Origin of the sequence: Franconibacter sp. IITDAS19 (assembly GCF_023079515.1) — a bacterium.
Classification (GTDB): domain Bacteria; phylum Pseudomonadota; class Gammaproteobacteria; order Enterobacterales; family Enterobacteriaceae; genus Franconibacter; species Franconibacter pulveris.
Genome location: NZ_JALJCP010000008.1, coordinates 241,888 through 268,131 on the forward strand (window position 1 = coordinate 241,888; position 26,244 = coordinate 268,131).

A 26,244-nucleotide genomic window follows, 5' to 3' on the forward strand; every position below is an offset into this window, starting at 1 on the left:
AAAAGTGCCGCGTCGAGGATAACATCGCCCGCAAGGCACGCCGCGACGCATTTTCCCCTCGCTTTGCATACCCAACGCGCCCCTTTTCGGGTAACATCGAAAGCCCTTTTTACAACTGAAGATGCAATATTCACTATGGATCAGGTCGCAAAAAAAATTCTGGTAACGTGCGCGCTGCCGTACGCCAACGGCTCCATTCACCTCGGTCATATGCTGGAGCACATCCAGGCTGATGTCTGGGTGCGTTACCAGCGAATGCGCGGCCATCAGGTGAATTTTATCTGCGCGGACGATGCCCACGGCACGCCAATCATGCTCAAAGCCCAGCAGCTTGGCGTTACCCCCGAGCAGATGATTGCCGAAATGAGCCAGGAGCATCAGACCGATTTTGCTGGCTTCAACATCAGTTACGACAACTATCACTCCACCCACAGCGACGAAAACCGCGAGCTGTCGGAGCTTATCTACTCACGCCTGAAGGAGAACGGTTTTATTAAAAACCGCACCATCTCCCAGCTTTACGATCCGGAAAAAGGGATGTTCCTGCCGGACCGTTTCGTAAAAGGCACCTGCCCGCGCTGCAAATCGCCGGATCAGTATGGCGATAACTGCGAAGTGTGCGGCGCTACCTACAGCCCGACCGAGCTTATCGAGCCGAAGTCGGTGGTCTCCGGCGCGACGCCGGTGATGCGTGAATCTGAGCACTTCTTCTTCGACCTGCCCTCCTTTAGCGAAATGCTGCAGGCGTGGACCCGCAGCGGCGCGCTGCAGGAGCAGGTGGCGAACAAAATGCAGGAGTGGTTTGAATCCGGCCTGCAGCAGTGGGATATCTCCCGCGACGCGCCGTATTTCGGTTTTGAGATCCCGAACGCGCCGGGCAAATATTTCTACGTCTGGCTCGACGCGCCGATTGGCTACATGGGTTCGTTCAAAAACCTGTGCGACAAGCGCGGCGATACCGAAAGCTTCGATGCGTACTGGAAGAAAGAGTCCGACGCCGAGCTGTATCACTTTATCGGTAAAGATATCGTCTACTTCCACAGCCTGTTCTGGCCGGCAATGCTGGAAGGCAGCGGTTTCCGTAAGCCGACCAACCTGTTCGTTCACGGCTACGTGACGGTGAACGGTGCGAAGATGTCTAAATCGCGCGGCACCTTCATCAAGGCCAGCACCTGGCTGAACCATTTCGACGCCGACAGCCTGCGCTACTACTATGCGGCGAAGCTCTCTTCCCGCATCGACGACATCGACCTGAACCTGGAAGATTTCGTGCAGCGCGTGAATGCCGACATCGTTAACAAAGTGGTGAACCTGGCGTCGCGCAACGCAGGCTTTATCGCCAAACGTTTTGACGGCGAGCTGGCGGCTGAACTGGCCGACCCGGCGCTCTACAAAACCTTTACCGACGCCGCGTCGGTGATTGGCGAGGCGTGGGAGAGCCGCGAGTTTGGTAAGGCTATCCGCGAAATCATGGCGCTTGCCGATCTCGCTAACCGCTATGTCGATGAGCAGGCGCCGTGGGTCGTGGCGAAGCAGGAAGGCCGCGACGCTGACCTGCAGGCTATCTGCTCCATGGGCATTAACCTGTTCCGCGTGCTGATGACCTACCTCAAGCCGGTGCTGCCTTCCCTGAGCGAGCGCGCAGAAGCCTTCCTCAATACCACACTTGAGTGGAACGCCGTGGCCGAGCCGCTGTTGAACCACAAAGTCAACAGCTTTAAAGCGCTCTATAACCGTATTGATATGAAGCAGGTGGAAGCCCTGGTGGACGCGTCCAAAGAAGAAGTGAAAGCGGCGGCGGCCCCGGTAACCGGCCCGCTGGCGGACGATCCTATCCAGGAAACCATCAGCTTTGACGATTTCGCCAAAGTGGATCTGCGCGTTGCGCTGATTGAAAACGCCGAGTTTGTGGAAGGATCCGACAAGCTGCTGCGCCTGACGCTGGATCTTGGCGGCGAGAAGCGCAACGTCTTCTCCGGCATCCGCTCCGCCTATCCGGACCCGCAGGCGCTGATTGGCCGTCTGACGGTGATGGTGGCGAACCTTGCGCCGCGTAAAATGCGCTTCGGCATTTCTGAAGGCATGGTGATGGCCGCAGGCCCCGGCGGGAAAGATATCTTCCTGCTGAGCCCGGACAGCGGCGCGCAACCTGGTCAACAGGTGAAATAAAACCGTCACATTCTTGCCAGCGCCCCCATTCCGGAGGCGCTTTTTTGGCACTTCTTACAAAAAATTAAGCTTTTTTCCTGGTACACAAACAACCGTCTACAGTTAAAGAGGGGTGTCCCGGGCGAAACGAGAAACCAATATGGCGCTTTACACCATCGGTGAAGTGGCGGAACTTTGTGAGGTCAATCCTGTCACCTTACGCGCGTGGCAAAGGCGTTATGGCCTGCTCAAACCGCAGCGAACGGACGGCGGTCACCGGTTATTCAACGACCAGGATATTGACCGCATCCGCGAAATCAAACACTGGATCGATAACGGCGTTCAGGTCAGTAAAGTCAAAGCCTTGCTCAGCAGCGAAACCCAGGACGCCCACGATGACGGCTGGCGCGAGCGCCAGGAAGCGTTGTTGCACCTGCTGCGCGAAGGCAGCCCCGCTCAACTGCGCCACTGGATAAGCGACATCGGGCGCGATTATCCCGCCGATGCGCTGGTCAACCATCTTTTTAACCCGCTTCGCCGCCGCCTGCAGTGCCAGCAAGGCACGCTGCTGGCGCTGCTGAGCCTGCTTGACGGCGCGCTTATTAACTACATCGCCCTGTGCCTTAACTCCTCACGCAAGAAGCCCGGCAAAGACGCGCTGGTGGTGGGATGGAATGTTAACGACGGTACGCGACTGTGGCTTGCGGCGTGGGTCGCCGCGCAGCAAGGCTGGCGCGTTGATGTGTTGGCCAATCCCCTTTCGCAGTTACGCCCGGAGACCTTTAACGGCAGAACGTTGCTGGTATGGTGCGGCGAAGCGCCAAACCAGCAGATGCTCGTCCAGCTCGAACGTTGGCGCGAAAAGGGCCATGCGCTGATCCCGTTGCATGAGCTGAGCGCCATTTAAGGGTTCATTAACAGCCCCGCTTCACCTTATAATCATCCGGCTAACAAAGGAGCACAGGATGAAATTAGTCAGAATGAGCCTGGTCACAGGCATGGTCCTCATGGCCATTGGCGGTATCGGCGGCGTAATGCTGGCAGGCTACACAATTATCCTGCATTCCGTGTCATAACCCGCTCCAGCCGGTCAAAGGCGCGGTCGACGATAATCGCCGCCAGCCCTACCAGAATCGCTCCCTGCACCACATAAGCGGTGTTAAAACCGCTTAAGCCCATGATGATTGGCGTGCCAAGCGTATTCGCCCCCACGGTAGAGGCAATGGCGGCGGTGCCGATATTTACAATCGTAGAGGTGCGAATCCCCGCCAGTATCACCGGCGCGGCGAGCGGCAACTCAACCTTAAACAGACGCTGCGTATCGCTCATGCCCACCCCTTTCGCCACCTCTTTTACGCCTTGCGGCACGCTGGCAAGCCCGGCAAGGGTGCCCTGTAGCACTGGCAGCAGCCCGTAGAGGATAAGCGCGATGATCGCAGGCTCGCGGCCAAAGCCCATTACCGGTACCGCGATAGCAAGCACCGCCACCGGGGGAAAAGTTTGCCCCGCCGCCGCGATGGTCTCCACCAGTTGGCGGAATTCCGCCCCGGCCGGGCGCGTGACCGCCACGCCAAGCCCCACGCCGAGAAGCGTCGCCGCCAGACTTGAAACGCCCACCAGCAGCAGATGCGCCAGCGTCAGCGTGACGAAACTTTCCTGCTGATAGAGCGGACGCGGCTGTTCAGGGAACAGCCAGCCAAACAGCGCGCCGCTGTGCGGTAGCAGGAAAAGCAGCGCAACGTAAGTCGCAATAAGCCATAACAGCGGATCAAGATAGCGGCGCATCGGCGTTCTCCCGCTCGTCTTTCAGCAGATCGCGAAAATGCAGCACGCCTGCGGGTTTGCCCGGCGCGGATAGCACAGGCAGCTGTTCACTCTGACGTTCGACAAAAACGGACAGCGCCTCGCGCAGGGAGAGGCTTTGCTCAATAGCGTCTCCGGCGCAAACGCCGGGCCTCATCGCGTCGCCCACCGTGCGCAAAGAGAGCAGCCGCACGCCGCGTTCGCTGCGGCCAAAAAAGTCGCTGACGAAGCCGTTGGCGGGGCGCAGTAATATCTCCAGCGGTTTTCCCTGCTGCACCACCTGGCCTTTATCCATCACCACCAGATGTTCCGCCAGCAACAGCGCCTCGTCGATATCATGCGTCACCAGCACGATAGTGCGGCCAAGCAGCCGGTGAATGCGGCGCATCTCCTGCTGCAGCGCACTGCGGGTGACCGGGTCGAGCGCGCCGAAGGGCTCGTCCATCAGCAAGACTTCCGGGTCCGCCGCCAGCGCCCGCGCCACGCCGACGCGCTGCTGCTGTCCGCCGGAGAGCTCATGAGGCGCGCGATGGCGAAACGCATCCGGCGCCAGGCCCAGCAGGTCGAGCAGTTCATCCACCCGCGAGTTGATGCGCGCCTTCGGCCATTTCAGCAACTGCGGTACGGTGGCGATATTCTGCGCCACCGTCCAATGGGGAAAGAGGCCGATAGACTGAATGGCGTAGCCCATCCGCCTGCGCAGGCTCTCGGGCGAAAAGCGGCGGATCTCCTCGCCCGCAAAGCGTATGCGCCCTTCATCGTGTTCCACCAGCCGGTTGATCATCTTGAGCGTAGTGGATTTGCCGGACCCGGAGGTGCCCACAAGCACCGAAAACGCGCCTTCGCGAAAGGTGAGCGACAGATCTTTTACCGCAGGCTGGCCCTGAAAATATTTACTGACGTTATCAAACTCAATCATGGCGCTTCGCCTCCAGCCCTGCGATCAGCAGGTTAAATAGCGCATCCACAATAACCGCCAGCGCGATCGTCGGGATCACGCCGAGCAACACTAAATCAAGGGCGCTGCTGAGCAGCCCCTGGAAGACCAGCGCGCCGAAGCCGCCTGCGCCGATAAGCGCCGCTACCACTGCCATGCCGACAGTTTGCACTGCCACCACCTTCAGGCCGCGCAGCAGCACCGGCAGCGCCAGCATAACTTCTACCTGCCAGAATATCTGGCTGCGGGTCATGCCCATGCCGCGCGCGCTTTCGCGCACCGTCTCCGGCACCTGATTCAAGCCCGCCACCACGCTCCTTGCCAGCGGCAGCAGCGCGTAGAGCACCAGCGCAATCAGCGCCGGCGCCATGCCGATGCCGGAAACGCCCAGTTCGCCAAGCCAGGGCAGCGCCCGCGCAAGCCCGGCGAGCGGCGCGATAAGCAAGCCAAACAGTGCGACCGAAGGCACCGTCTGAATCACATTCAGCACGCCGAAGATGGCGGGTCGCAGGCGTCGGTTGCGATAAGCCGCAAGTCCCAGCGGCACGCCGAAAAGCAGCCCCGGGATAAGCGTGCCGAAAAGCAACGTAAGGTGGCGCGCCAGCGCGTCATTAAAAACATCCTGACGGTTGGCATACTCTTTTAGCAGCGACAGATCGTGAAAGTGACCAGACAGCAGCAAGAAGGTGGGAATAATCCAGAGCTGCGCTTGCAGCAGCCAGCGCCGCAGCGGCCGCGTCGTCAGCCGGGCAATAGCGTCGCTGCACAGTAAAAGCGTCAGCGCGAGCATCAACCACAGCCCGCTGCCAAATGAGGTGCGCGCCAGCGCGCTGCCCTCCTGCGCAAGCCTGGTCGCCGACGCGCCGCCGAGAAACAACAGCAGGATAAAAAGCAATTGCGAGACCCCAAGCGTTGCCGCGAGCGCCGCCCGGCCCGGCGTAAAAGCGAGGACCAAGAGCAGCGCCACGGGTATCGCGAGCCCGCCATAAAAAGCGGGAAAAGCCTGCGGCAAACTTAAGGCGGCGCCGGAGACCAGCCGGTTCGGCGCGTAAGTAAGAATGGGCAACAGGGCGGCTGCGGCCAGCAGTAAAGCCAACAGCAGCGCCACCCGGTTATAGCAGCGTAAAGACAAAAGCCGTTCCTTGTACGTTCGCTTACTTCACGAAGCCTTTCTGTTTCAGGTAATCCGCCGCCACTTTTTTCGCATCCAGCCCTTCCACCGCGATGCTGGCGTTAAGCTTCTGCAGCGTTTTTTCATCCAGCGACGCGAAAACCGGGTCCAGCCACGTCGGCAGTTCCGGATAGGCTTTCAGCACCGCATCGCGTACGACCGGCGCCGGCGCGTAAATAGGCTGAACGCCTTTCGGGTCGGTCAACGTTTGCAGCCCCAGCGCCGCGACCGGGCCGTCGGTGCCGTAGGCCATCGCCGCGTTAACGCCGGACGTTTGCTGCGCGGCGGCTTTAATGGTCACCGCCGTGTCGCCGCCGGCGAGCGACAGCAGCTGGTTCTGCTTAAGATCAAACCCGTAGGCTTTTTCAAACGCAGGCAGCGCGTCGGGGCGTTCGATAAATTCCGCCGACGCGGCGAGCTTAAAGTCGCCGCCCGCTTTCAGGTAGCGGCTTAAATCGTCAAGGGACGTAAGCTTGTTTTTCTTCGCCAGATCGTCGCGCACGGCGATGGTCCAGGTGTTATTAGCGGGCGCCGCGGCAAGCCAGGTCAGCTTATTTTGCTGCTGGTCGAGCTTTTTCACTTTTTCATAGCCCTGCTGCGCGTTCTTCCACGCCGGGTCGTTTTCATCTTTGAAAAAGAAAGCGCCGTTGCCGGTGTACTCCGGGTAGATATCCAGCTCGCCGGACGTAATAGCGCCGCGCACGACAGGCGTCGTGCCAAGCTGGACCTTATTAACGGTTTTAACGCCGTGGCTTTCCAGCACCTGCAAAATGATGTTGCCGAGCAACGCGCCTTCGGTGTCGATTTTAGAGCCAACCTTGACCGGCTCCGCCGCCTGCGCGCTCGCAGCCAGCATCAGCAGTCCTGCCGCGCTCCATTGCTGAAGTGATTTCATGTCGATTCCTCTTTGTTATTGTCTCCCCTGGATTCGGGGCTTTGCAAAAAGCGTAGTTGAGAATCGCACGGGAAGATATTTTCAGCTCATAATTTGCGGTTTCAGGTTAGACGAAGCGGTTATATCGCTGAAAAACCGCAATAAAAAAGGCCGGATTAACCGGCCTTAACGTTGAGCGTGAAATTAAAGCAACTCGAAAGCGCCCTGCTTCACGCGGGCGGAATCCAGCCCGATGAAGACGTTGAATTTGCCCGGCTCGGCGTCGTACTTCATGCGCGCATTCCAGAACTTCAGCGCTTCGACGTCAATCGGGAAGCTGACGGTCTGGCTTTCGCCAGGCTTCAACGTCACTTTCTCAAAGCCGCGCAGCTGCTTGACCGGACGGCTGATAGAGGCGGTCACGTCCTGCAGATACATTTGCACCGCCGTCGCCCCTTCCCGTTTGCCGGTGTTAGTGACCGTGACGCTTGCGGTAATGCTGCCGTCGCGCTTCATGGTCGGTGCGGAGAGCTTCACGTCAGAGACGCTGAAAGTGGTGTAGCTCAGGCCGTAACCGAACGGATAAAGCGGACCATTGGCTTCGTCAAAGTAGCGCGAGGTGTATTTGTTGGGGTTCTCCGGGTTATACGGGCGACCGGTGTTCAGGTGGCTGTAGTAAACCGGGATCTGCCCGACGGAGCGCGGGAAGGACATCGGCAGCTTGCCGGAAGGGTTGTAGTCGCCGAACAGCACGTCGGCGATAGCGTTGCCGCCTTCAGTGCCCGCAAACCAGGTTTCCAGAATGGCGTCCGCCTGCTGGTTCTCTTTCACCAGCGCCAGCGGGCGGCCGTTCATCAGCACCAGCACCAGCGGCTTGCCGGTCGCTTTCAGGGCCGCTATCAGGTCGCGCTGGCTTTGCGGAATAGTAAGGTCGGTGCGGCTCGACGCTTCATGCGCCATGCCCTGCGCCTCGCCCACAGCGGCCACTACCACATCCGCCTGCTCAGCCGCTTTCACCGCTTCGTCAATCATCGCCTGTGGCGTGCGCTCGTCCACCTTTACCGCCTCTTCATATTTGTTGAGGAAGGCGACGATGTCTTTATCGTTGGTCAGGTTGGCGCCCCTGGCGTAGATGATTTTCGCCTTGTCGCCCACCGCATTTTGCATCCCGGTCAGCAGGGTCACGGACTGATCGACCACGCCCGCGGCGGACCAGCTGCCCATGATATCGCGCTTGCTGTCGGCAAGCGGCCCGACGAGCGCGATGGTGCCCGATTTTTTCAGCGGCAGCGTTTCAAGACGGTTTTTCAGCAGCACCATGCTTTCACGCGCCACCTTGCGGGCGTCGTCACGGTGCAGGCGGCTCTCCGCATTGGTGTCCTGCGGGTCGGACGCTTTCGGCCCGAGGTGGCTGTAGGGGTCGTTAAACAGGCCCATATCATATTTTACGTTCAGCACATGGCGGGCGGCTTCGTCCAGCTCCGCCATGGTGACTTTTCCGCTCTTGATAAGGTTCGGCAAATACTTGCTGTAGTACTCGTCGGCCATGCTCATGTCGACGCCCGATTTAATCGCCACGCGCACCGCGTCTTCCGGGTCGGAGGCAGTACCGTGCTTGATGAGTTCTTTAATAGCGCCATGATCGGAAATGGTGATGCCCTTAAAGCCCCACTCGCCGCGCAGCAGATCTTTAAGCAACCACGGGTCGGAGGAGGCAGGCGAACCGTTCAGCGAGTTAAGGGCTATCATCACCCCGCCGCTGCCCGCGTCCAGCGCCGTTTTGTAAGGCGGCATGTAGTCATTGAAAAGGCGCTGCGGACTCATGTCTACCGTGTTGTACTCTTTCCCCCCTTCCACCGCGCCGTAGGCGGCGAAGTGCTTCACGCTGGTCATGACCGAGTAGCGGTCCGCCGGGCTTTTGCCCTGCATCGCCTCAACCATAGTTTTGCCCATCATGGCGGTAAGGTAAGTGTCTTCGCCAAATCCTTCCGAGCCGCGGCCCCAGCGCGGGTCGCGCGAAACGTCCACCATCGGCGCCCAGGTCATGTTCAGGCCGTCGTCCGCCGCTTCATAGGCAGAAACGCGGCCTACATTTTTCACCGTCTCCAGGTTAAAGGTGGAAGCGAGGCCAAGGCTAATCGGGAAAACGGTGCGCTGGCCGTGCACGACGTCATAGGCGAAGAAGAGCGGAATTTTGGTGCGGCTCAGTTCCATCACCTGGTCCTGCATCACGCGAATATCCGGGCGGGTGACGGTGTTGAAAATCGCCCCCACCTGGCCATTTTTAATCATTTCTCGAACGGCTTCTTTTGGGGTATCCGGACCGACGCTGATTAACCGCAACTGGCCGATTTTCTCATCGACCGTCATTTTTTTGAGCAAATCGGTTACAAACGCATCCCGCGCTTCGGGCGTCAGCGGGTGGTTGCCGAACATATCGGAAGCCAGAGCCGGTTGCAGCGCAAGGCTTACGGCCACACCTACAGAACAAAGCCATTTCATAGGATTAACTCTCTTAGGTAAACATCCGCCTCGCGAACCGAGGCGGTGAAAATCAGACACGCAGTGTGCCATAAGCATAACAAGGTAAGAAGATTCCTCTCGATTTGTACGCTGATTTTTCGACGTTTTAAGACTCCTGACCAAATTCAGCGCTATGCTTAGAGACGATGATTTTTACCCGCCACAAGGAGTGGAACATGTCCCTTAGCGCACAGCACAATCCGCATCCCTTTATCACCGAATTAACCCGTCTCGTTGGCGCCAACCAACTGTTGACCGACCCGGCGAAAACCGCCCGCTATCGCAAAGGCTTCCGCTCAGGCCAGGGCGACGCGCTGGCCGTGGTTTTTCCGGGTACGCTGCTCGAATTATGGCGCGTTCTGAACGCCTGCGTGCAACATGACAAAATTATTCTTATGCAGGCGGCCAATACCGGCCTGACGGAAGGCTCCACGCCGAACGGCAACGACTATGACCGTGAAATCGTCATTATCAGTACGCTGCGCCTGGACAAACTGCACTTGCTGGATAACGGCAAACAGGTTCTGGCTTACCCCGGCACCACCCTCTATCAGCTGGAAAAAGCCCTGAAGCCGCTCGGGCGCGAGCCGCACTCGGTGATCGGTTCCTCCTGCATCGGCGCGTCGGTGATTGGCGGGATTTGCAATAACTCCGGCGGCGCGCTGGTGCATCGCGGCCCCGCTTATACTGAAATGTCGCTTTACGCGCAAATCGACGCGCAAGGGAAACTGCACCTGGTCAACCATCTTGGCATCGATCTGGGCGCGACGCCGGAGCAGATCCTCGGCGCACTGGATGACGATCGCCTGAAAGAGGACGCGGTGCGCTATGACAACCGCCAGGCGTCGGATCATCACTATATCGAGCGCGTGCGCAACATTGAGGCTGACACTCCGGCGCGCTACAACGCCGATCCGGATCGCCTGTTTGAAGCCTCGGGCTGCGCCGGCAAGCTGGCGGTTTTCGCCGTGCGTCTGGACACGTTTGAAGCCGAGAAGCGCCAGGGGGTCTTTTATATCGGCACCAACCAGCCGGAAGTGCTGACCGAAATTCGCCGCCATATTCTGGCGAACTTTAAAAACCTGCCGGTGGCCGGCGAATACATGCATCGCGACATCTATGACATCGCCGAGCGTTACGGCAAAGACACGTTCCTGATGATAGACAAGCTCGGGACCGACAAAATGCCGTTCTTCTTTACCGCCAAAGGCCGCACCGACGCCTGGCTGGAAAGGGTGCCGTTCGTGAAGCCGCACTTCACCGACCGCGTGATGCAGACGCTTGGCAATCTCTTCCCGCGCCATTTACCGCCGCGCATGAAAAGCTGGCGGGATAAATATGAACATCATCTGCTGCTGAAAATGGCGGGCGACGGCATTACCGAAGCGCGCGACTGGCTGGCGGACTATTTCAAAACCGCCGAAGGCGACGTGTTCGCCTGTACGGCGGAAGAAGGCAGTAAAGCGTTCCTGCACCGCTTCGCGGCGGCGGGCGCGGCGGTGCGCTACCACGCGGTACATGCCGATGAAGTGGAGGATATTCTGGCGCTGGATATCGCCCTGCGGCGTAACGATACCGACTGGTTTGAAACCCTGCCGCCGGAAATCGACAGCAAGCTGGTGCATAAGCTCTACTATGGCCACTTTTTCTGCCACGTTTTCCACCAGGATTACATTGTGAAAAAAGGGGTGGATGTGCATGAGCTTAAAGAGCAGATGCTCGCCCTGCTGCGCGAGCGCGGCGCGCAATACCCTGCCGAACATAACGTTGGCCACCTTTATGAAGCTCCGGCGAGCTTAAAACAATTTTATAAGGCGAACGATCCGACAAACAGCATGAATCCCGGCATCGGCAAGACCAGCAAACAGAAATACTGGGGTGAAGAGGCTACAGGCTCTGAAGGTGCTGAGAAAACTGGGGCGATATAGTGCTCCCGGCAGCGTTCGCGCTGTTTTCCGCGTATTTTTCATACTAGAGTAACTGCTCCTGCCGCAGACGCCTTGTCTGCGGCTCACACAGCAAGGGAAGGAGCATAATATGTCCGTTGTCGAAATCCTGCCGACGACTGAGATAGCAATCCGCGACGTTACAGCGGAAGACGTAGATGCTATTACCGCAATTTATGGCTGGCACGTACGCCACGGGCGCGCCTCGTTTGAAGAGATGGCGCCGGACGCCGTGCAGATGGCCGAACGCATACAACAGATCCAGCGTCAGGGGCTGCCCTGGCTGGTCGCCACCCTGCACGGGGTGGTGGTAGGTTACTGTTACGCTACCCTTTACCGTTCCCGCCCCGCCTATCGCTATACGGTGGAAGAATCCATTTATGTGGAAAACAGTATGCGCGGACGCGGAATCGGCAGCGAGCTGCTGGCGGCGTTAATCCACCGCTGCGAGCAAGGCCCCTGGCGGCAAATCATTGCCGTTATTGGCGATGGCGAGAACAATCACGGATCGCATCGTTTACACCTGCAGCAGGGGTTTGAGGTGGTGGGACACCTTAAGAGCGTAGGGTTCAAGCATGGCGACTGGCGCGATACGCTTATCATGCAGCGTCCACTCAATAAAGGCGACTGGACGCTGCCGGGCAATTAATCGTCCTGGGCGTCACCACCCGCGGCGCTGTTGCTTGCCATCTGCGCCGCTTTTTGCCGTTTATAGCTGAGGGCCGAGGCGGGAACCGGGGTCGCCTTGCCGGTTTCAAGCCAGGTGCGCAGGCGGCTGGCGTCGGCAAAGTGGGTATATTTGCCAAAGGCGTCCATGACCACCAGCGACACCGGTCGGCCTTTAATCACCGTACGCATCACCAGACAGTGGCCCGCCGCGTTAGTAAAGCCGGTTTTGGTCAGCTGAATATTCCAGTTCGGGCGATACACCAGGTGGTTAGTGTTGCGAAACGGCAGGGTATAGGCCGGATTCGAGAAGGTCGCCATATCTTCATGCGTGGTGCTGAGCTGGCCTATCAGCGGATACTGCTTGCTGGCGATTAACAGCTTAGTCAGGTCGCGCGCCGTAGAGACGTTATGAATGGAAAGGCCAGTAGGCTCCACATAGCGGGTGTGCGTCATCCCCAGCGCTTTCGCTTTGGCGTTCATGGCGCGGATAAACGCGTCATAGCCCCCCGGGTAATGGTGCGCAAGGCTCGCCGCCGCGCGGTTTTCCGAGGACATCAGCGCCAGCAGCAGCATATTCTTGCGGCTTATTTCGCTATTGAGGCGCACGCGGGAATAGACCCCTTTCATTTCCGGCGTATGGCTGATGTCGACCTTAAGCTTCTCATCCAGCGGCAGACGGGCGTCCAGAACCACCATCGCGGTCATCACTTTGGTAATGGAAGCTATCGGGCGAACCAGATCGGGATGGCTCGAATAGAGCACCTTATTGGTATCAAGATCGATGATCATGGCGCTGCCGGAGGCGATCTCCGGCTGGGCCGCCGTTACGGCGGCGGGCGTTTTAGCGGCAACAGCTTGCGGCGCAAAAGGCGCGGCCAGCATCAGCGTCAGTGTAAACAGCGAAAGGCGAAATTTTATCGGCATGGTGTTTGTTCAGATTATTATTCACAAGCGTAATGACGCACACCGCAACCGTTTAGAAAATCAATAACGGCAGCAGGCGCCGCATGATACTCCGGCGTACCGCTACACCGCTACTGGAGAATCGTGTCGAAAGCTTACGTTGCTGGCGATGAAGCCAGCAACGCGCCCCCTCAGAATAGCCGATAGCCGTAACCCCACAGCACCACGGTTAACGCCAGCAGAACTTCCAGTACCAGCACGCCGATGGCGAGCGTCGAACCGGAAAAATTAAGCCCCTCTTCCCGGTTGATATTAAGGAAGGTTGGAATGCCGACATAAAGCAGATAGCCGGTATAAAACAGCGCAACGGTGCCTACCAGAGCGCACAGCCATACGACCGGATAAAGCGCCACTATGCCGCTTAAAAAGAGCGGCGTGGCGACATAGCCGGCAAAGACCATGCAGCGCGCCAGCGAAGGACGTTGCGGCAGGCTGCGCGCCATCCACCAGATGACGCGGCCCATGACAGCCACGCCCGCCAGCATCAGCGCGTAGAAGAGAATCGCCAGCGCGAAGCCGGTGCCGAGCGAGAGCCGTACGATGTTGCCATCGTCAAAATCCCAGCCAATCTGCGTCGTGCCGATAAAGGCGCAGACCACCGGGATTGCGGCCATTAACAAAACATGATGGGTGTAGTGATGCGAAACGGTTTCGTTTTCGCGCCGGATACTTTGCATTTCACGATCGGGATGGGAGAAGAGTCCCCAGACATGGTTCATATAGCCCCCTTAGTTGCTTAAGCAACGCGCTGTTAAGTATAACGCACGCGGCGATTAAAAAATAAACAGAGCGCATTTTCCAGGCGGGCAGACCCTTCGTTGAAGGCGCAGTGAATATCAGGGTGTATGCTTTAAAGAAAGCCTTACGAGGAGAGCTGATTACACTCATGGATATCAACGCGTTAATTGCCCAGTACGGCTACGCGGCGCTGCTGATTGGCAGCCTTGCGGAAGGCGAGACCATTACGCTTTTAGGCGGGGTGGCCGCGCATCAGGGATTGCTTAAGTTCCCGCTGGCGGTGCTGGCGGTGGCGCTTGGCGGCATGATTGGCGATCAGGCGCTTTACCTTTTCGGCCGCCGCTTCGGCAACCGCGCGCTGACGCGCTTCTCACGTCATCAGAAAAAGATCGATCGCGCCCAGCGGCTGATTTTGCGTTATCCGGTGTGGTTTGTTATCGGCACGCGCTTTATGTATGGTTTTCGCGTTATCGGCCCGCTATTGATTGGCGCCAGCCGCGTGCCGCCGAAGCTGTTTATTCCGCTGAATATTGCAGGCGCGCTGCTGTGGGCGCTGATTTTCACCACGCTTGGCTACCTGGGCGGCGAGGTGATAGCCCCCTGGCTTGCGCGTGTCGACCAGCATCTGAAGCATTATATCTGGGTGGCATTGGCGGTCGCGATTGTGGTGCTGCTGCGCCTCTTCTTAAAGCGGCGCAGCAGACGGCGGGAAAATCAGGACTGAGGTTTGAACTGCGGGTTGGCGAGCATAAAGCCGCCATCGACGATAAACGACTGGCCGGTGGTATAGCTGGCGTCTTCAGAACAAAGCCATGCCACCAGACTTGCGATTTCTTTGGTCTCGCCCGGACGCGCCAGCGGCACGTTCGGCAGCGAACCCGGTTCGGCGTCCCCTTCATCCATGTCGTTCATCGGCGTCGCAATCGCGCCCGGCGCCACCGCGTTCACAAGTATGTTGTAACTAACAAGCTCCAGCGCCATTGATTTGGTCAGACCGCCAAGCGCATGTTTCGCGGCGGTGTAAGCGCTCGCCTCCGGCAGCGGCGTATGTTCATGCACCGAGGTGATGTTAACGATACGACCGCCCTGCCCCTGCTTCACCATCGCCCAGGCGGCAATTTGCGAGCAAAGAAAAGCGCCATGCACGTCTACGGTAAATATTTGCTGCCAGTCGTTGAAATCCACCTCAAGGAAGGGCGCTTTGTTCATGGCGCCAGCGTTGTTCACCAGCGCATCAATGCGACCAAAGCGGTCAATCAACTCCTGAATGGCGTTCGCCCCTTCCGGCAGGTTGCTCAGGTTGAGCTGGATAAGCTCGGCGCGCCGACCAAAGCTTTCCACTTCTTTCGCCGTCTCCTTCGCCCCGGCGTCATCTTTATGCCAGGTGATGCCAACGTCATACCCCTGCTTTGCAAGGTAAATCGCGCACTTCTTGCCTATACCCGAATCTGACGCGGTAACAATCGCCACCTTGTTTGCAGAACTCATTGCGACCTCCGGTGTTTTCCATAGAAGGAGTAAGTATAGGAGAGCGATGAGAACTGACCGGGTAAAGGGAAGATACGCGTTTCAGCCCGCCTGCAGCAGGGGCTCAAGCGCCAGCCATTCCCGCAGCAGAGCGACGGCCGCGTTGCCGTTACCCTCGCGCTGCGCCATGACAATGGCTCCGTCCACCAGCAGAGCCACACGCTGCGCCAACTGCCTGCCCTGCGGCGTATCCGGCAGGTGAGCGGCAAGCGCCTGCGTCATCTCTTCTTTATGAGCGCGTATCAACGCGAGGCTCTCCGGCAACGCCTGGGCAAGCTCGACCGTCGTGTTAATAAAGGCGCACCCCCGGTAGTGCTCGTCGGCAAACCACTGTTCCAGGGTTGCAGACAGCCCGGCGGCAAGCGAGCCGCCTTGCTGTCGCTGCGCGGCAAGCGACTGGCGAAACCAGCTTATCCAGCGCTCGTGGCGATACTGCAAAAAAGCGAGGATTAAGTCATTTTTTGCCGGAAAGTGCCGGTAAAAAGTCACTTTTGTTACGCCCGCCTCTTTAATGATGCGGTCGATGCCTGTGGCGCGAATGCCTTCACGGTAGAAGAGATCGTGCGCCGTTGCGAGGATGCGCTCGCGAGCGCTTACGTTTTCACTGGTCATTTTGGCTCCTTGTGTAAAGAGTATCACGCATGTAGACAATTCTGTCTACATGTGCCAGATTAGATGTAGACAGACCTGTCTACCACACTAAAGAGGAGCACCATCATGGAAATCCGCCCGCCTTTGCCGCCTTTTACCCGCGAGTCGGCTATTGAGAAAACCCGTCTGGCGGAAGACGCCTGGAATAGCCGCGATCCGCTGCGCGTTTCCCAGGTTTATACGCCCGATACGCGCTGGCGCAACCGCAATGAAACCGTCATCGGTCGCGATCGGGTTGTCGGGTTTTTACAACGCAAATGGGCCCGGGAACTGGAGTACCGGCTGATCAAGGAGCTCTGGGCGTTCGAAGGCAACCGCATCGCGGTGCGATTTGCTTACGAATGGCACGACGACTCCGGCACCTGGTATCGCAGTTATGGCAACGAAAACTGGGAGTTTAACGAGCAAGGACTGATGGCGCGCCGCTTCGCCTGTATCAACGACCAACCGATAACAGAAAGCGAGCGCCGCTTTTTCTGGCCTCTGGGTCGTCGCCCGGACGATCATCCGGGCCTGAGCGAATGCGGGTTTTAATACCGGAGCGCGTAAAAACAGACGTTAATCTGGCAGGGCAGCGTGGGTCAGATCTGTCTGTTTTTCGCGCAACCAGGCCGCACCGACACGGCAAGCTCGCCATGAAAGACTACGCTTTCCTTGTAGCATCAATATTTTGCTCATTACCACAAGGAGAATTAGAGATGATGAAGCTACTGCTGTGGGCCATTCTGATTATTTTTATTATCGGGTTACTGGTGGTCACAGGCGTCTTTAAGATGATCTTCTGACCCGAAGGGCGCCGCCTGCGCGGCGGCGTCCTTACTCCTTCACCTGCAGGCTGCTGTAGTTAACAGGCACCCAACGGTATCCCTCCTGCGCTTTCTTCACTTTGCCTATGCCCGGGAACGCGATATGCGCCGAGGCTACCCAGGCGTTGCTCCGTGCGGCCATGTCGAGCGCTGTCTGGCGTTGCTCCACCGCTTTTGCCTGATCGACATCAAAGTGAATAGCCACTTCCGGTTGCGGCATCTGCACCGCCTGTACATGGATAATATCGCCCCATAGCAGCAAGGTTTCACCGCCGCGGCTGACTTTATACATTACGCTGCCAGGCGTATGCCCTCCTGCGGGCAGCGCTTCGATATCCGGCATAATCTTCGCAGGCGCCGTGAAGGGTTCAAGCTTTCCGGCATCGATAACCGGACGCAGCGACCGTTCCGACTCCTCAAACGTGTGCCGCTGGCCTGGCTCCACGTCACTCGCATGCGCCGGATCCAGCCAGAAATCGACGTCGCGCTTATCCACCCGCACCGTTGCGTTAGGGAAAGCGGGTTTACCGTCGTGCTGTACGCCGCCGGAATGGTCGGCATGAATATGGGTCAGCAGCACAGTATCAATCTGTTCAGGCGGAATGCCCGCCGCCCGCAGGTTTTCCAGCAAATGGCCGCCCGCCTTGCCAAAGAGCGGCCCGGCGCCGCTGTCGACCAGGATAAGCCGCTTGCCGGTATTAATGACGTAAGCGTTGATGGAGGTTTCGGTGCGGGGCGTCATCGCCTGCTCCGCCATCCGGCGCGACAGGGTCGCCGGGTCGATGTGCGTGAGCAGTTTTTCACTGTCAATAACCACCGTGCCGTCGGAAACGGCGGTTATCTGCCAGTCGCCCAGCATCATCCGGTAATAGCCTGGCGCCTGTTTATCCGCAATCGGCACCGGTTGCGCGCTGGTGGTGAAGGCGCAAAGCAGAAAAGTGGAAAGCGCTATCGCAAGCTTCATTGGGGTTCTCCGGGTTGATTTACCTTGTCGAAGTATCTGCCCGGCGCTAATATCAATCCAATTGATTGGAGAGATTATGACTATCAAAGAAAATGATTTTCGTAAAATCGACCTGAACCTGCTTATCGCTTTTGCCGTGCTTTTTCGTGAACAAAGCGTTTCGCTGGCGGCGGATAAGCTGCATCTCGGCCAGCCGGCGGTAAGCGGCGCGCTGTCGCGGCTGCGGGAGATGTTCGACGATCCGCTGTTTGTGCGCAGCGGCCACCGCATGCAGCCTACCGCCCGGGCCCAGGCGCTGCACAGCGAACTAATGCCCCTGCTGGAGCAGCTTCAGAGCGCGCTGTTTCAGCAGGCGGAGTTTCATCCGCAACAGGCCAACGCCACCATCACGCTTGGCATGACCGACTGGGTAGAGATGTGGCTGATGCCGCAACTGATTCCGGCATTACGCGACGCCGCGCCAGGGCTGCGCCTGAACGTGGTGGCGAGCGATCCCTTCACCGACGCCCAGCGTCTGGAAGGCGGCGAACTGGATATGGCGATAAGCGTGGCGCAGGCTTCCGCCCGCTGGCAGGAGCGCGAGGCGCTGACGCAAATGCCGTTCGTTACCCTCTGGCACCCGGAGCAAATTACGCTGAACGCCCCGCTCTCGCTGGAAAGCTATGCCGCTCATCCTCATCTTTTAGTCACCTATCGCGAAGCGTCCAGCAGTCAGATAGATACGCTGCTGGCTAAACAGGGGCGGCGGCGCACGGTGTGCTATACCACGCCGCACTTCGCCGCTCTGCCCGGCCTGCTGCGCCAGATGCCCGCGCTCGCCACCGTTCCCGCCGGGCTATCGGAAAACTGGCAGCGCAGTTGGGGCCTTGCCGCAAGTCCCGTGCCGCTGGACGTGCCTTGCATCGAGGTGGCGATGCTCTGGCATCAGCGGCATAACAGCGACCCGGCGCTAATGTGGCTGCGGGAATTTATTCGCCAGCGTTTTGGTTAATGGCGGTTGATGGCGTCGGCAATGGCCGTTGACGTGGTTAAGGTGCGAATTTCGCGGAAAAGCGTGGTCGCTTCGCTGTATTCCTGACGCAGATAGCCGAGCCACTGCTTGATGCGCGCAACGTGATACATGCCGGTGTCGCCCTGCTTTTCCAGCCGGGTATATTTTTGCAGCAGCTTTACGACGTCCGGCCAGGCCATACGCGGCTCGTTATATTTAATGACCCGGCTCAGGTTAGGCACGTTCAGCGCGCCGCGTCCTATCATCACCGCGTCGCAGCCGGTAGCCTGCATGCACGCCTGAGCGCTTTGCCAGTCCCAGATTTCGCCGTTGGCGATAACGGGAATGGCAAGCCGCTCGCGAATTTCGCCAATGGCCTGCCAGTTAATGCGCTCGGCACGGTAGCCATCTTCTTTTGTACGGCCATGCACCACCAGCTCGCTGGCCCCCGCCTGCTGCACGGCGTCAGCGATTTCAAAACGCCGCTCGCCGCTGTCCCAGCCAAGACGCACTTTTACCGTTACCGGCAGGTGCGCTGGTACGGCTTCGCGCATCGCTTTAGCGCCGCGGTAAATCAGTTCCGGATCTTTTAAGAGCGTCGCCCCGCCGCCGCTGCCGTTCACGAGCTTTGACGGGCAGCCGCAGTTTAAATCAACACCCCAGGAGCCAAGCTCCACCGCCCGCGCCGCATTTTCGCCCAGCCACTGCGGATGTTGGCCAAGCAACTGCACCCGCACCCGGGTGCCGGAAGGCGTACGGCTTTGCTGATGCAGCTCCGGGCAGAGTTTATAGAAGGATTTCACCGGCAGCAGCTGGTCCACCACCCGTAAAAACTCGGTGATGCAGAGATCGTAATCGTTCACTTCCGTCAGGAGTTCGCGCACCAGCGAATCGAGCACGCCTTCCATCGGCGCCAGTAAAACACGCATATCGTTACCCGTAAGAAAAAGAGGCGCTATGGTAGCGCCTGCGGCGGCTGGCTGAAAGAGGCTAACCGCGCCGCGTTGCGGTTGCTCAGACCGTTAAGCCAGCGTGTTTGCCATCAGAAAATCGCCCGTCCAGGCGCAGCGTACCGCCCAGCGCTTCTACGTAACGCTTTTTTCGGTTTCGTTTGTTGTAATAACGAGTGCGAAGAGACACGCTTTGCACACCTGTCGCGATTTAGCGAAGCCGTAACGCTGTTCACCACTGTGCCTTGCGGGAATATCAAGTATGCTGACAATTCATGGTGTGATCGGTAGCACAGTTTACGCTTTAATTGTATGATGAATGCATTCCGCAAAGGGTGACTTTCATGAGTATTACGCTGACGACTCTCTGGCAATTCATACGCGCTTTTTTGTTAATTTACGCCTGCTTATATGCGGGCATCGCTATCGCCGCCCTGCTGCCGATAACCATTCCCGGCAGCATTATCGGCATGCTGATTCTCTTCCTGCTGCTCTCTTTGCAGATCCTTCCCGCGAAGTGGGTTAAGCCTGGCTGCCATGTGCTTATCCGCTATATGGCGCTGCTGTTTGTGCCGGTCGGCATTGGCGTGATGCAGTATGTGGATGTGCTGCGCGCCCAGTTTGGCCCGGTAGTCGTCTCCTGCTTTATCAGCACGCTTCTGGTGTTTCTGGTGGTGAGCTGGAGCTCGCACCTGGTCCACGGCGAGCGCAAGGTCATCGGGCAGAAGGAGAAAAAGTGATGCTTGAGAATATCTGGTGGTCGCTGCCGCTGACGCTGGTGGTCTTCTTCGGCGCACGCAGGCTGGCGGCGAAACTCAAATCGCCGCTGCTTAATCCGCTGCTGGTGTCGATGGTTATTATCATTCCGTTTCTTGTGGCGACCGGCATCTCCTATGAACGCTATTTCGCGGGCAGCAAGATCCTGAATGACCTTCTGCAACCGGCGGTGGTGGCGTTAGCGTTTCCGCTTTACGAACAGCTGCACCAGATCCGCGCGCGCTGGAAATCGATTATCACCATCTGTTTTATCGGCAGCGTGGTGGCGATGATAACCGGCACCTCTGTCGCTCTGCTGATGGGCGCAACCCCCGAAATCGCCGCGTCGGTACTGCCGAAATCCGTAACGACGCCTATTGCGATGGCGGTAGGCGGCAGCATCGGCGGCATTCCGGCTATCAGCGCCGTGTGCGTTATCTTTGTGGGGATTCTCGGCGCGGTATTCGGCCACAGTTTGCTGAATTTAATGCGTATTCGCACCAAAGCCTCCCGCGGACTGGCGATGGGCACTGCCTCGCACGCCCTGGGTACGGCGCGCTGCGCGGAGCTGGATTACCAGGAAGGGGCGTTCAGTTCTCTGGCGCTGGTGATCTGCGGCATTATCACCTCGCTCATCGCGCCCTTTTTATTCCCGGTTATTCTGGCCGTTTTTGGCTAAAAGTTGCGATACGTCGCGCAAATTCATTTTAAATTTCATTTGTTGCATAGGCAGTGAGACGAAAATCACATATAAAGCCCAGCGAGGCCCGTAAACTACGGCTCCAGTAAACTGATAAGAGGCTTAGCCCATGCATTCACGTTTTGAATCTGCTTTTGCACAGCTTCCCGCCGCGCTCCAGGAGTCCCTGGCGCCGTGGCTCGCCGATGCGCATTTCCCGGCCATGCTGAGCGCAAGTCAGGTTGAAGAGGTAAAACGCCACAGCGGGCTGGATGATGAAGCGCTCGCCTTCGCGCTGCTGCCGCTGGCGGCCGCCTGCGCGCAGACTGACATCTCCCATTTCAATGTCGGCGCCGTAGCCCGCGGCCTAAGCGGCGCGCTCTATTTCGGCGCGAACATGGAGTTCTCCGGCGTGGCGATGCAGCAGACCGTGCATGCGGAGCAAAGCGCAATTACCCACGCCTGGATGCGCGGCGAAAGCGGCCTTTGCGCCATCACCGTGAACTACACCCCTTGCGGCCACTGCCGCCAGTTTATGAACGAGCTGAACAGCGGCCTGACCCTGCGCATTAACCTGCCGGGACGCGCCCCTTCTAAGCTTGGCGACTATCTGCCCGACGCTTTCGGCCCACGCGACCTTGATATTAAAACGCTGATTTTCGACGCCGAGGATCATGCATTCGCCTTAAAAGGCGAAGCGCTCGGCGACGCGGCGATAAAAGCGGCTAACCGCAGCCACGCGCCTTACAGCCAGTCGCCTTCCGGCGTCGCCCTGCAAACTCATGACGGGCAGATTTTTACCGGCAGCTATGCTGAAAACGCCGCGTTTAATCCCTCGCTGCCTCCCCTGCAGGCGGCGCTGAATCTGCTGAGCCTGAACGGCTATGGCTGGCGTGATATTCAGCGGGCGTCGCTTGCAGAAAAAGCGCAGGCCAATATCGTTCAATGGGACGCAACCGTTGCTACGCTTCGCGCCATTGGTTGCAACGCCGTCGAACGCATCGAACTCGCCTGATGCCCACCCTGCGGATAAAACATCCGCAGTGGTGAAAATTGCTTCAACCGATACGCTGATTCTTGCTCTTGTCCAACGGGTAAAGTAGCCTTGGATGAAATTTCACCCCTGCTCCGAGTACCTGAATGTTGAAGCGTTTGTTATACAGCCTGCTGGTTCTGATTAGCTTATTGCTGTTAACTGCGCTGGGGCTTGACCGCTGGATCAGCTGGAAGACCTCTCCCTACGTTTATGATGAACTGCAGGACCTGCCCTACCGTCAGGTTGGCGTGGTGCTGGGCACGGCCAAGTATTACCGCACCGGGGTCATCAACCAGTATTACCGCTACCGCATTCAGGGCGCGCTGAACGCGTATAACAGCGGCAAAGTGAACTACCTGCTGCTTTCCGGCGATAACGCGCAGCAGAGCTATAACGAGCCGATGACGATGCGCAAAGATTTCATCGCCGCAGGCGTCGACCCGGCGGACATCGTGCTGGACTACGCGGGCTTTCGTACGCTGGATTCGATAGTTCGCACCCGCAAAGTGTTTGATACCAACGATTTCATCATCATCACCCAGCGCTTTCACTGCGAGCGGGCGCTGTTTATTGCGCTGCATATGGGCATCCAGGCGCAGTGCTACGCCGTTCCCTCGCCTAAAAATATGCTCCCGGTGCGCATTCGCGAGTTCGGCGCTCGCCTCGGCGCGCTGGCGGACCTCTATATCTTCAAGCGCGAACCGCGCTTCTTAGGGCCGCTCATCCCGATTCCTTCGCTGCATGAAGTCCCGGATGACGCGCAGGGATACCCGGCGGTAACGCCGGAGCAGCTGTTAGAGTTACAAAAGAAGAAGTAACGACGATAATCGCAAAAAAAGAGGCCGCAATGCTATGCACTGCGGCCTCTTTCACAACGTTAACGCCCTGGTATTAGCGGAACACACGCTTTCTTACCAGACGTATTTCACACCAGCCATACCGGTAACTTCGCTGAAGTCATTACCACCCGTCTGGTAGCCGACATTTACCCATGAATGGAAATTATCGCTGATTTTACCTTCCACGCCGCCTTTAACTTCATAACGGTTGGCAGGCGTTTTATCATTCAGCTTATCTTCATTCATTTTAATCGAGTTTTCTGCAGTATCGTGCCACCAGTTCGCTTCAACAAACGGCTCAATTGCCGTGTTATTGTTCAGTACACGTCCAAATACACGCATCCCTAAACGAGTGGTATAGCCTGAAGCATCCGCATCATGAATCCGGGTACCATTTGCTTCATGGAAGTCATCTGTATTCATCGATGAATAAATGACCTGTGCCTGAGGTTCTACATACAGTGATTTTTCAGCTTTCTGAAGAGCAAGCATGGTGTAACCCGCTTCCATAGAAGCCTGTAACAGATCGCTGTTGTATTTTTCTGATGCCAGTTGCTCACCTTTGGTCTCATTATCGAACCAGGAATATTGCAGTGAAGAATCAAGATACAGTCCCTTCATCTCTTTTGCATCGGCATACCAGGTGCCGTAAAGCCCGGCGTTATATCCTTTTACTTTACCGGTCGCGTTGCGAGAGCCAGCCTTAGATTTAGCGGAATAAGAGTCTGTTTTCGCATAACCATAACCGAACATAAACCCAAGGTGGCCTCTGTCCGAACCATTCGCAGACCATGCGGTAATATCATTACCTAACTGGAACATCGTTGAATCGGTTGAGTTATCGATATTGCCAGCAGTCTTACTCTTAGTACGAGAGCCGGAGGTACGAACCCATGTCGACGGCATTACATCGTCAGATGATTGAGCTTGCATAAAGTTTTGCTCACCCATTCGGTCATGCATGGTGCTCATAAACATTGATTTTGCTGCAGCCTGGTTGCCCATATAAGCGCCAGCTTCTGGGCGAACCGGTACCGGCTCAGGCGCCGGAGTTGGCGCTGGCTCAGGTGCCGGAGTTGGCGCTGGCTCAGTTTCAGAACGAAGATACCAACTACCATCCTCTGGATTACTGGTCGTTCCTTTAGTCAGGTAATAATCATAAGCACCCGCAACGATACGGCCTTGCTGTATAAAATCACCGTTTGACTGACCATTGACATCAATGACTTTGATGCCTTCGATAGTCTGGCCACCCATTCCGCCAGCATTATTCACAGTGACATACGTCGTCCCTGCGGTATCTCCTTCAACCACCATCAGATCGCCGCTAGAGGTCGTGTCGTCATTAAGCACCATGTCCATGGTCAATAAGCCATTATTACCGGTGTAATTACCTTGCACCGTTAATGTACTGCCCGGATTAGCGCTGCCCAAGCGCAGTTCACCATTGTTGGTTAAGTCACCACCAATAATGAAATTACTGCTTTGATCATTTTCATAACCAGGCGCTGCATCAGCGACGGCAATTAAACCGTTGTTAATAACATTACCGGCAAGGCTACCATAACCGCCTAACGTGGCATTGCTGTCGACAGTGACATTTGCCGATTGAAGCTCAATATCATTAGTGAGGATCATCGCGCCCGATTTAATTGTCGTGTCGCCAGTATAAGTCTGATCTTTTGTCAGAATTACGTTGCCTGCGCCTTGTTTTTCAACTGCACCGGTACCGCTAATGACGTTGTCATAGGTATAGTTATCAGCGCGATCGAAGACTAAAGTACCATTGTTAGTGACATCGCTAGCAATCGCGCCACCCGTACCTTCCTGGCCATCACCAATATAAAGGGTGCCCTTATCAATATTGACTGCCTGGTCAATTGCGCCAGTACCCGTTAAATAAACGTTACCCGCACCGACTTTTACCCCGCCTTTGCCAAGAGAGGCACCGGTATTATAAATAAGCTGGTTATCTGTGTTGCTTTCAAAATCAATCGCGGCGTCATCACCGTTATCAATTTTACCGTTCATTTCCAGAGTGGTATTTTCAGTCACGTCTTTGGAAACCAGAACACTGCCTTTTACAACCGCATCTTTTGCGACCTTAAGCGTACCCGCGTTCAAGTTCCAGTCTGAAGTCTCACCTGACGCATTTGTGCCGGTCAACTCCCAAGTTCCTTTACCATTTTTATTGAAGGTTTCGAAACCCGTGTACTGGGAAAGATTAATAGACCCTTCACCTGTATCACCCTGAAGGGTCAGTTTGTCTGTACCGCCACCAGCTTTAACGTTACCTGTAATTTGTGACGTCGTTTCAAGCTGTAATTCGTCATTCTGACTACCTAACACAATAGCATCAGTACCAGAAATTTTCCCCGCGTTATGGATAGTTGTTTTACCCTGGGATTTAATCGCGGTATTTCCAGAGCTAATTTCCCCAAGGTTATCAATAGCGACAACTCCAGAAGAGTTTGAGTAATCCAAAACCGTTCCGGTTTCTGAAGATATTTTGCCTGTAGCGGTATTATCAAAGTTTAAAGTCGTACTTCCCGAGGTTCCAATCTCGAATAATGTTGCGCTTTTACTTGTTATTGTACCACTATTCGAAATATTGAAATTTTGGGAGGCTGCAGTGGCATCTAAAAAAGTTTTCCCGCCGGTAATTTCTATAGTGCCAGTGTTAACAATATCATAATCACCCGACCTACGAATGTGTAACGAATGGCCACTGGCCTCAGAACTTTTAAATGTACCATTATTAGTAAATGACCAACTCGCATCAACGTCATACATACAGTTATTTGTATTATCTGTTAATACGCCATCCTCGGTAATAATAAGCGATGAAGTGGTATCGCTAATGGTAACCGTAGAGGTTTGATTGGTATTACTATCAATTACGGTTTGGGAGGCCATAGCGCTAACAGAAAACAAACCGGCAAGCAATATGGGAAATTTAACACATAATGATTCAGTTAAGGCATTAACCTTAAAATTTTTCTTCATAAAAATCTTAGCTCTACTATTAATTTAAGTGAACAAACACAAAACCTTTATTAATTACCTTAGAAATCACAGCTCAATAACAAAGCATTTAGAAATGCCATGATTTATAAAAGCGATTATAGACATACAAAATTGACTATCAATTTAGCAATGCTAAAACATCTTTTTAGATTAAAAAACCATCTAATGTGGTATAGCCTCTAAAAATACTTAAAGAGAAAGGCACAATAAAATTATGACGCTTCATGAGATGTATTTTTATAATAT

24 protein-coding genes are annotated in these 26,244 nt (G+C 56.5%); 12 read left to right on the forward strand and 12 right to left on the reverse strand.

Annotated features, from left to right (window positions below; all coding sequences use genetic code 11):
* Positions 1-135: 135 nt before the first annotated feature.
* The 3 genes from metG (at position 136) to MT962_RS18335 (ending at position 3,224) form a co-directional block, all read left to right on the forward strand.
* A complete protein-coding gene (gene metG, locus MT962_RS18325) occupies positions 136-2,169 on the forward strand; it encodes a methionine--tRNA ligase (RefSeq protein ID WP_024556347.1) in 2,034 nt (677 codons plus the stop codon).
* Positions 2,170-2,308: 139 nt separating this feature from the next.
* Positions 2,309-3,055: a MerR family transcriptional regulator gene (locus MT962_RS18330; RefSeq protein ID WP_024556346.1), complete on the forward strand. Its 747-nt coding sequence runs from the start codon at positions 2,309-2,311 to the stop codon at positions 3,053-3,055.
* Positions 3,056-3,113: 58 nt separating this feature from the next.
* Positions 3,114-3,224, forward strand: a complete 111-nt coding sequence (locus tag MT962_RS18335) for a membrane protein (RefSeq protein ID WP_024556345.1) — start codon at positions 3,114-3,116, stop codon at positions 3,222-3,224.
* On the opposite strand, the gene MT962_RS18340 is transcribed toward MT962_RS18335, so the two are convergent.
* The 5 genes from MT962_RS18340 to bglX form a co-directional block, all read right to left on the reverse strand.
* Entirely contained in the window at positions 3,202-3,933 is a 732-nt protein-coding gene (locus tag MT962_RS18340; protein ID WP_024556344.1) for an ABC transporter permease, read from the reverse strand. The genes MT962_RS18335 and MT962_RS18340 overlap by 23 nt on opposite strands.
* On the reverse strand, positions 3,917-4,870 hold the full coding sequence (locus tag MT962_RS18345) for an ABC transporter ATP-binding protein (protein ID WP_024561006.1): 954 nt from the start codon (positions 4,868-4,870) through the stop codon (positions 3,917-3,919). Before MT962_RS18345 ends, MT962_RS18340 begins: the two co-directional genes overlap by 17 nt.
* Positions 4,863-6,020, reverse strand: a complete 1,158-nt coding sequence (locus MT962_RS18350) for an ABC transporter permease (protein WP_247366181.1) — start codon at positions 6,018-6,020, stop codon at positions 4,863-4,865. The genes MT962_RS18345 and MT962_RS18350 overlap by 8 nt, the downstream gene beginning before the upstream one ends.
* A 22-nt stretch (positions 6,021-6,042) precedes the next feature.
* Complete coding sequence (locus MT962_RS18355) at positions 6,043-6,954, reverse strand: ABC transporter substrate-binding protein (protein ID WP_024556341.1); 912 nt, start codon at positions 6,952-6,954, stop codon at positions 6,043-6,045.
* Positions 6,955-7,137: 183 nt separating this feature from the next.
* Positions 7,138-9,435 (reverse strand): beta-glucosidase BglX, encoded by a 2,298-nt coding sequence (gene bglX / locus MT962_RS18360; RefSeq protein ID WP_024556340.1) that lies wholly within the window; start codon positions 9,433-9,435, stop codon positions 7,138-7,140.
* Between the two features lie 197 nt (positions 9,436-9,632).
* Here bglX and dld point away from each other — a divergent pair, with 197 nt between their 5' ends.
* Together dld and MT962_RS18370 are read left to right on the forward strand one after the other, a co-directional pair.
* Entirely contained in the window at positions 9,633-11,384 is a 1,752-nt protein-coding gene (gene dld, locus MT962_RS18365) for a D-lactate dehydrogenase (protein ID WP_024556339.1), read from the forward strand.
* A gap of 109 nt (positions 11,385-11,493) precedes the next feature.
* A complete protein-coding gene (locus tag MT962_RS18370; RefSeq protein WP_024556338.1) occupies positions 11,494-12,051 on the forward strand; it encodes a GNAT family N-acetyltransferase in 558 nt (185 codons plus the stop codon).
* Here MT962_RS18370 and pbpG read toward each other — a convergent pair.
* Positions 12,048-12,995, reverse strand: coding sequence for a D-alanyl-D-alanine endopeptidase (pbpG, locus tag MT962_RS18375; protein WP_247366182.1), 948 nt, complete (start codon positions 12,993-12,995; stop codon positions 12,048-12,050). The genes MT962_RS18370 and pbpG overlap by 4 nt on opposite strands.
* A 170-nt stretch (positions 12,996-13,165) precedes the next feature.
* The gene (locus tag MT962_RS18380; RefSeq protein WP_024556336.1) at positions 13,166-13,753 is read right to left on the reverse strand and encodes a Yip1 family protein; all 588 of its coding nucleotides are present in this window, start codon (positions 13,751-13,753) and stop codon (positions 13,166-13,168) included.
* A gap of 167 nt (positions 13,754-13,920) precedes the next feature.
* Here MT962_RS18380 and MT962_RS18385 point away from each other — a divergent pair, with 167 nt between their 5' ends.
* Entirely contained in the window at positions 13,921-14,496 is a 576-nt protein-coding gene (locus MT962_RS18385) for a DedA family protein (RefSeq protein WP_024561004.1), read from the forward strand.
* Here MT962_RS18385 and MT962_RS18390 read toward each other — a convergent pair.
* Both MT962_RS18390 and MT962_RS18395 read right to left on the reverse strand, forming a co-directional pair.
* A complete protein-coding gene (locus tag MT962_RS18390) occupies positions 14,487-15,260 on the reverse strand; it encodes an SDR family oxidoreductase (protein ID WP_247366183.1) in 774 nt (257 codons plus the stop codon). The genes MT962_RS18385 and MT962_RS18390 overlap by 10 nt on opposite strands.
* Positions 15,261-15,341: 81 nt before the next feature.
* Positions 15,342-15,911, reverse strand: a complete 570-nt coding sequence (locus MT962_RS18395; RefSeq protein WP_024561003.1) for a TetR/AcrR family transcriptional regulator — start codon at positions 15,909-15,911, stop codon at positions 15,342-15,344.
* A gap of 105 nt (positions 15,912-16,016) precedes the next feature.
* Between MT962_RS18395 and MT962_RS18400 the strand changes: the two genes are divergently transcribed.
* Complete coding sequence (locus MT962_RS18400) at positions 16,017-16,484, forward strand: nuclear transport factor 2 family protein (RefSeq protein ID WP_024561002.1); 468 nt, start codon at positions 16,017-16,019, stop codon at positions 16,482-16,484.
* Between the two features lie 282 nt (positions 16,485-16,766).
* Here MT962_RS18400 and MT962_RS18405 read toward each other — a convergent pair whose 3' ends face one another.
* Complete coding sequence (locus MT962_RS18405; protein WP_188724310.1) at positions 16,767-17,720, reverse strand: MBL fold metallo-hydrolase; 954 nt, start codon at positions 17,718-17,720, stop codon at positions 16,767-16,769.
* A gap of 76 nt (positions 17,721-17,796) precedes the next feature.
* Here MT962_RS18405 and MT962_RS18410 point away from each other — a divergent pair, with 76 nt between their 5' ends.
* Entirely contained in the window at positions 17,797-18,711 is a 915-nt protein-coding gene (locus MT962_RS18410) for a LysR family transcriptional regulator (protein WP_024556330.1), read from the forward strand.
* Here the strand turns inward: MT962_RS18410 and dusC are convergent.
* Positions 18,708-19,640 carry a tRNA dihydrouridine(16) synthase DusC gene (dusC, locus tag MT962_RS18415; protein ID WP_024556329.1) on the reverse strand — a complete coding sequence of 311 codons (933 nt, stop codon included), beginning with the start codon at positions 19,638-19,640 and terminating at the stop codon, positions 18,708-18,710. The two genes, MT962_RS18410 and dusC, sit on opposite strands and share 4 nt — an antisense overlap.
* Positions 19,641-20,005: 365 nt before the next feature.
* Between dusC and MT962_RS18420 the strand changes: the two genes are divergently transcribed.
* The 4 genes from MT962_RS18420 to sanA all read left to right on the forward strand — a co-directional run bounded on the left by MT962_RS18420 (position 20,006) and on the right by sanA (position 22,950).
* Positions 20,006-20,401: a CidA/LrgA family protein gene (locus MT962_RS18420; protein ID WP_024556328.1), complete on the forward strand. Its 396-nt coding sequence runs from the start codon at positions 20,006-20,008 to the stop codon at positions 20,399-20,401.
* Positions 20,401-21,096 (forward strand): CidB/LrgB family autolysis modulator, encoded by a 696-nt coding sequence (locus tag MT962_RS18425; RefSeq protein ID WP_024556327.1) that lies wholly within the window; start codon positions 20,401-20,403, stop codon positions 21,094-21,096. Before MT962_RS18420 ends, MT962_RS18425 begins: the two co-directional genes overlap by 1 nt.
* 130 nt (positions 21,097-21,226) lie before the next feature.
* Positions 21,227-22,111, forward strand: coding sequence for a cytidine deaminase (gene cdd / locus MT962_RS18430; protein WP_247366184.1), 885 nt, complete (start codon positions 21,227-21,229; stop codon positions 22,109-22,111).
* 125 nt (positions 22,112-22,236) lie between these two features.
* Complete coding sequence (gene sanA / locus MT962_RS18435; RefSeq protein ID WP_024559675.1) at positions 22,237-22,950, forward strand: outer membrane permeability protein SanA; 714 nt, start codon at positions 22,237-22,239, stop codon at positions 22,948-22,950.
* 93 nt (positions 22,951-23,043) lie between these two features.
* Here sanA and MT962_RS18440 read toward each other — a convergent pair whose 3' ends face one another.
* Positions 23,044-25,977 (reverse strand): autotransporter outer membrane beta-barrel domain-containing protein, encoded by a 2,934-nt coding sequence (locus MT962_RS18440; protein ID WP_247366185.1) that lies wholly within the window; start codon positions 25,975-25,977, stop codon positions 23,044-23,046.
* Positions 25,978-26,244 lie beyond the last annotated feature (267 nt).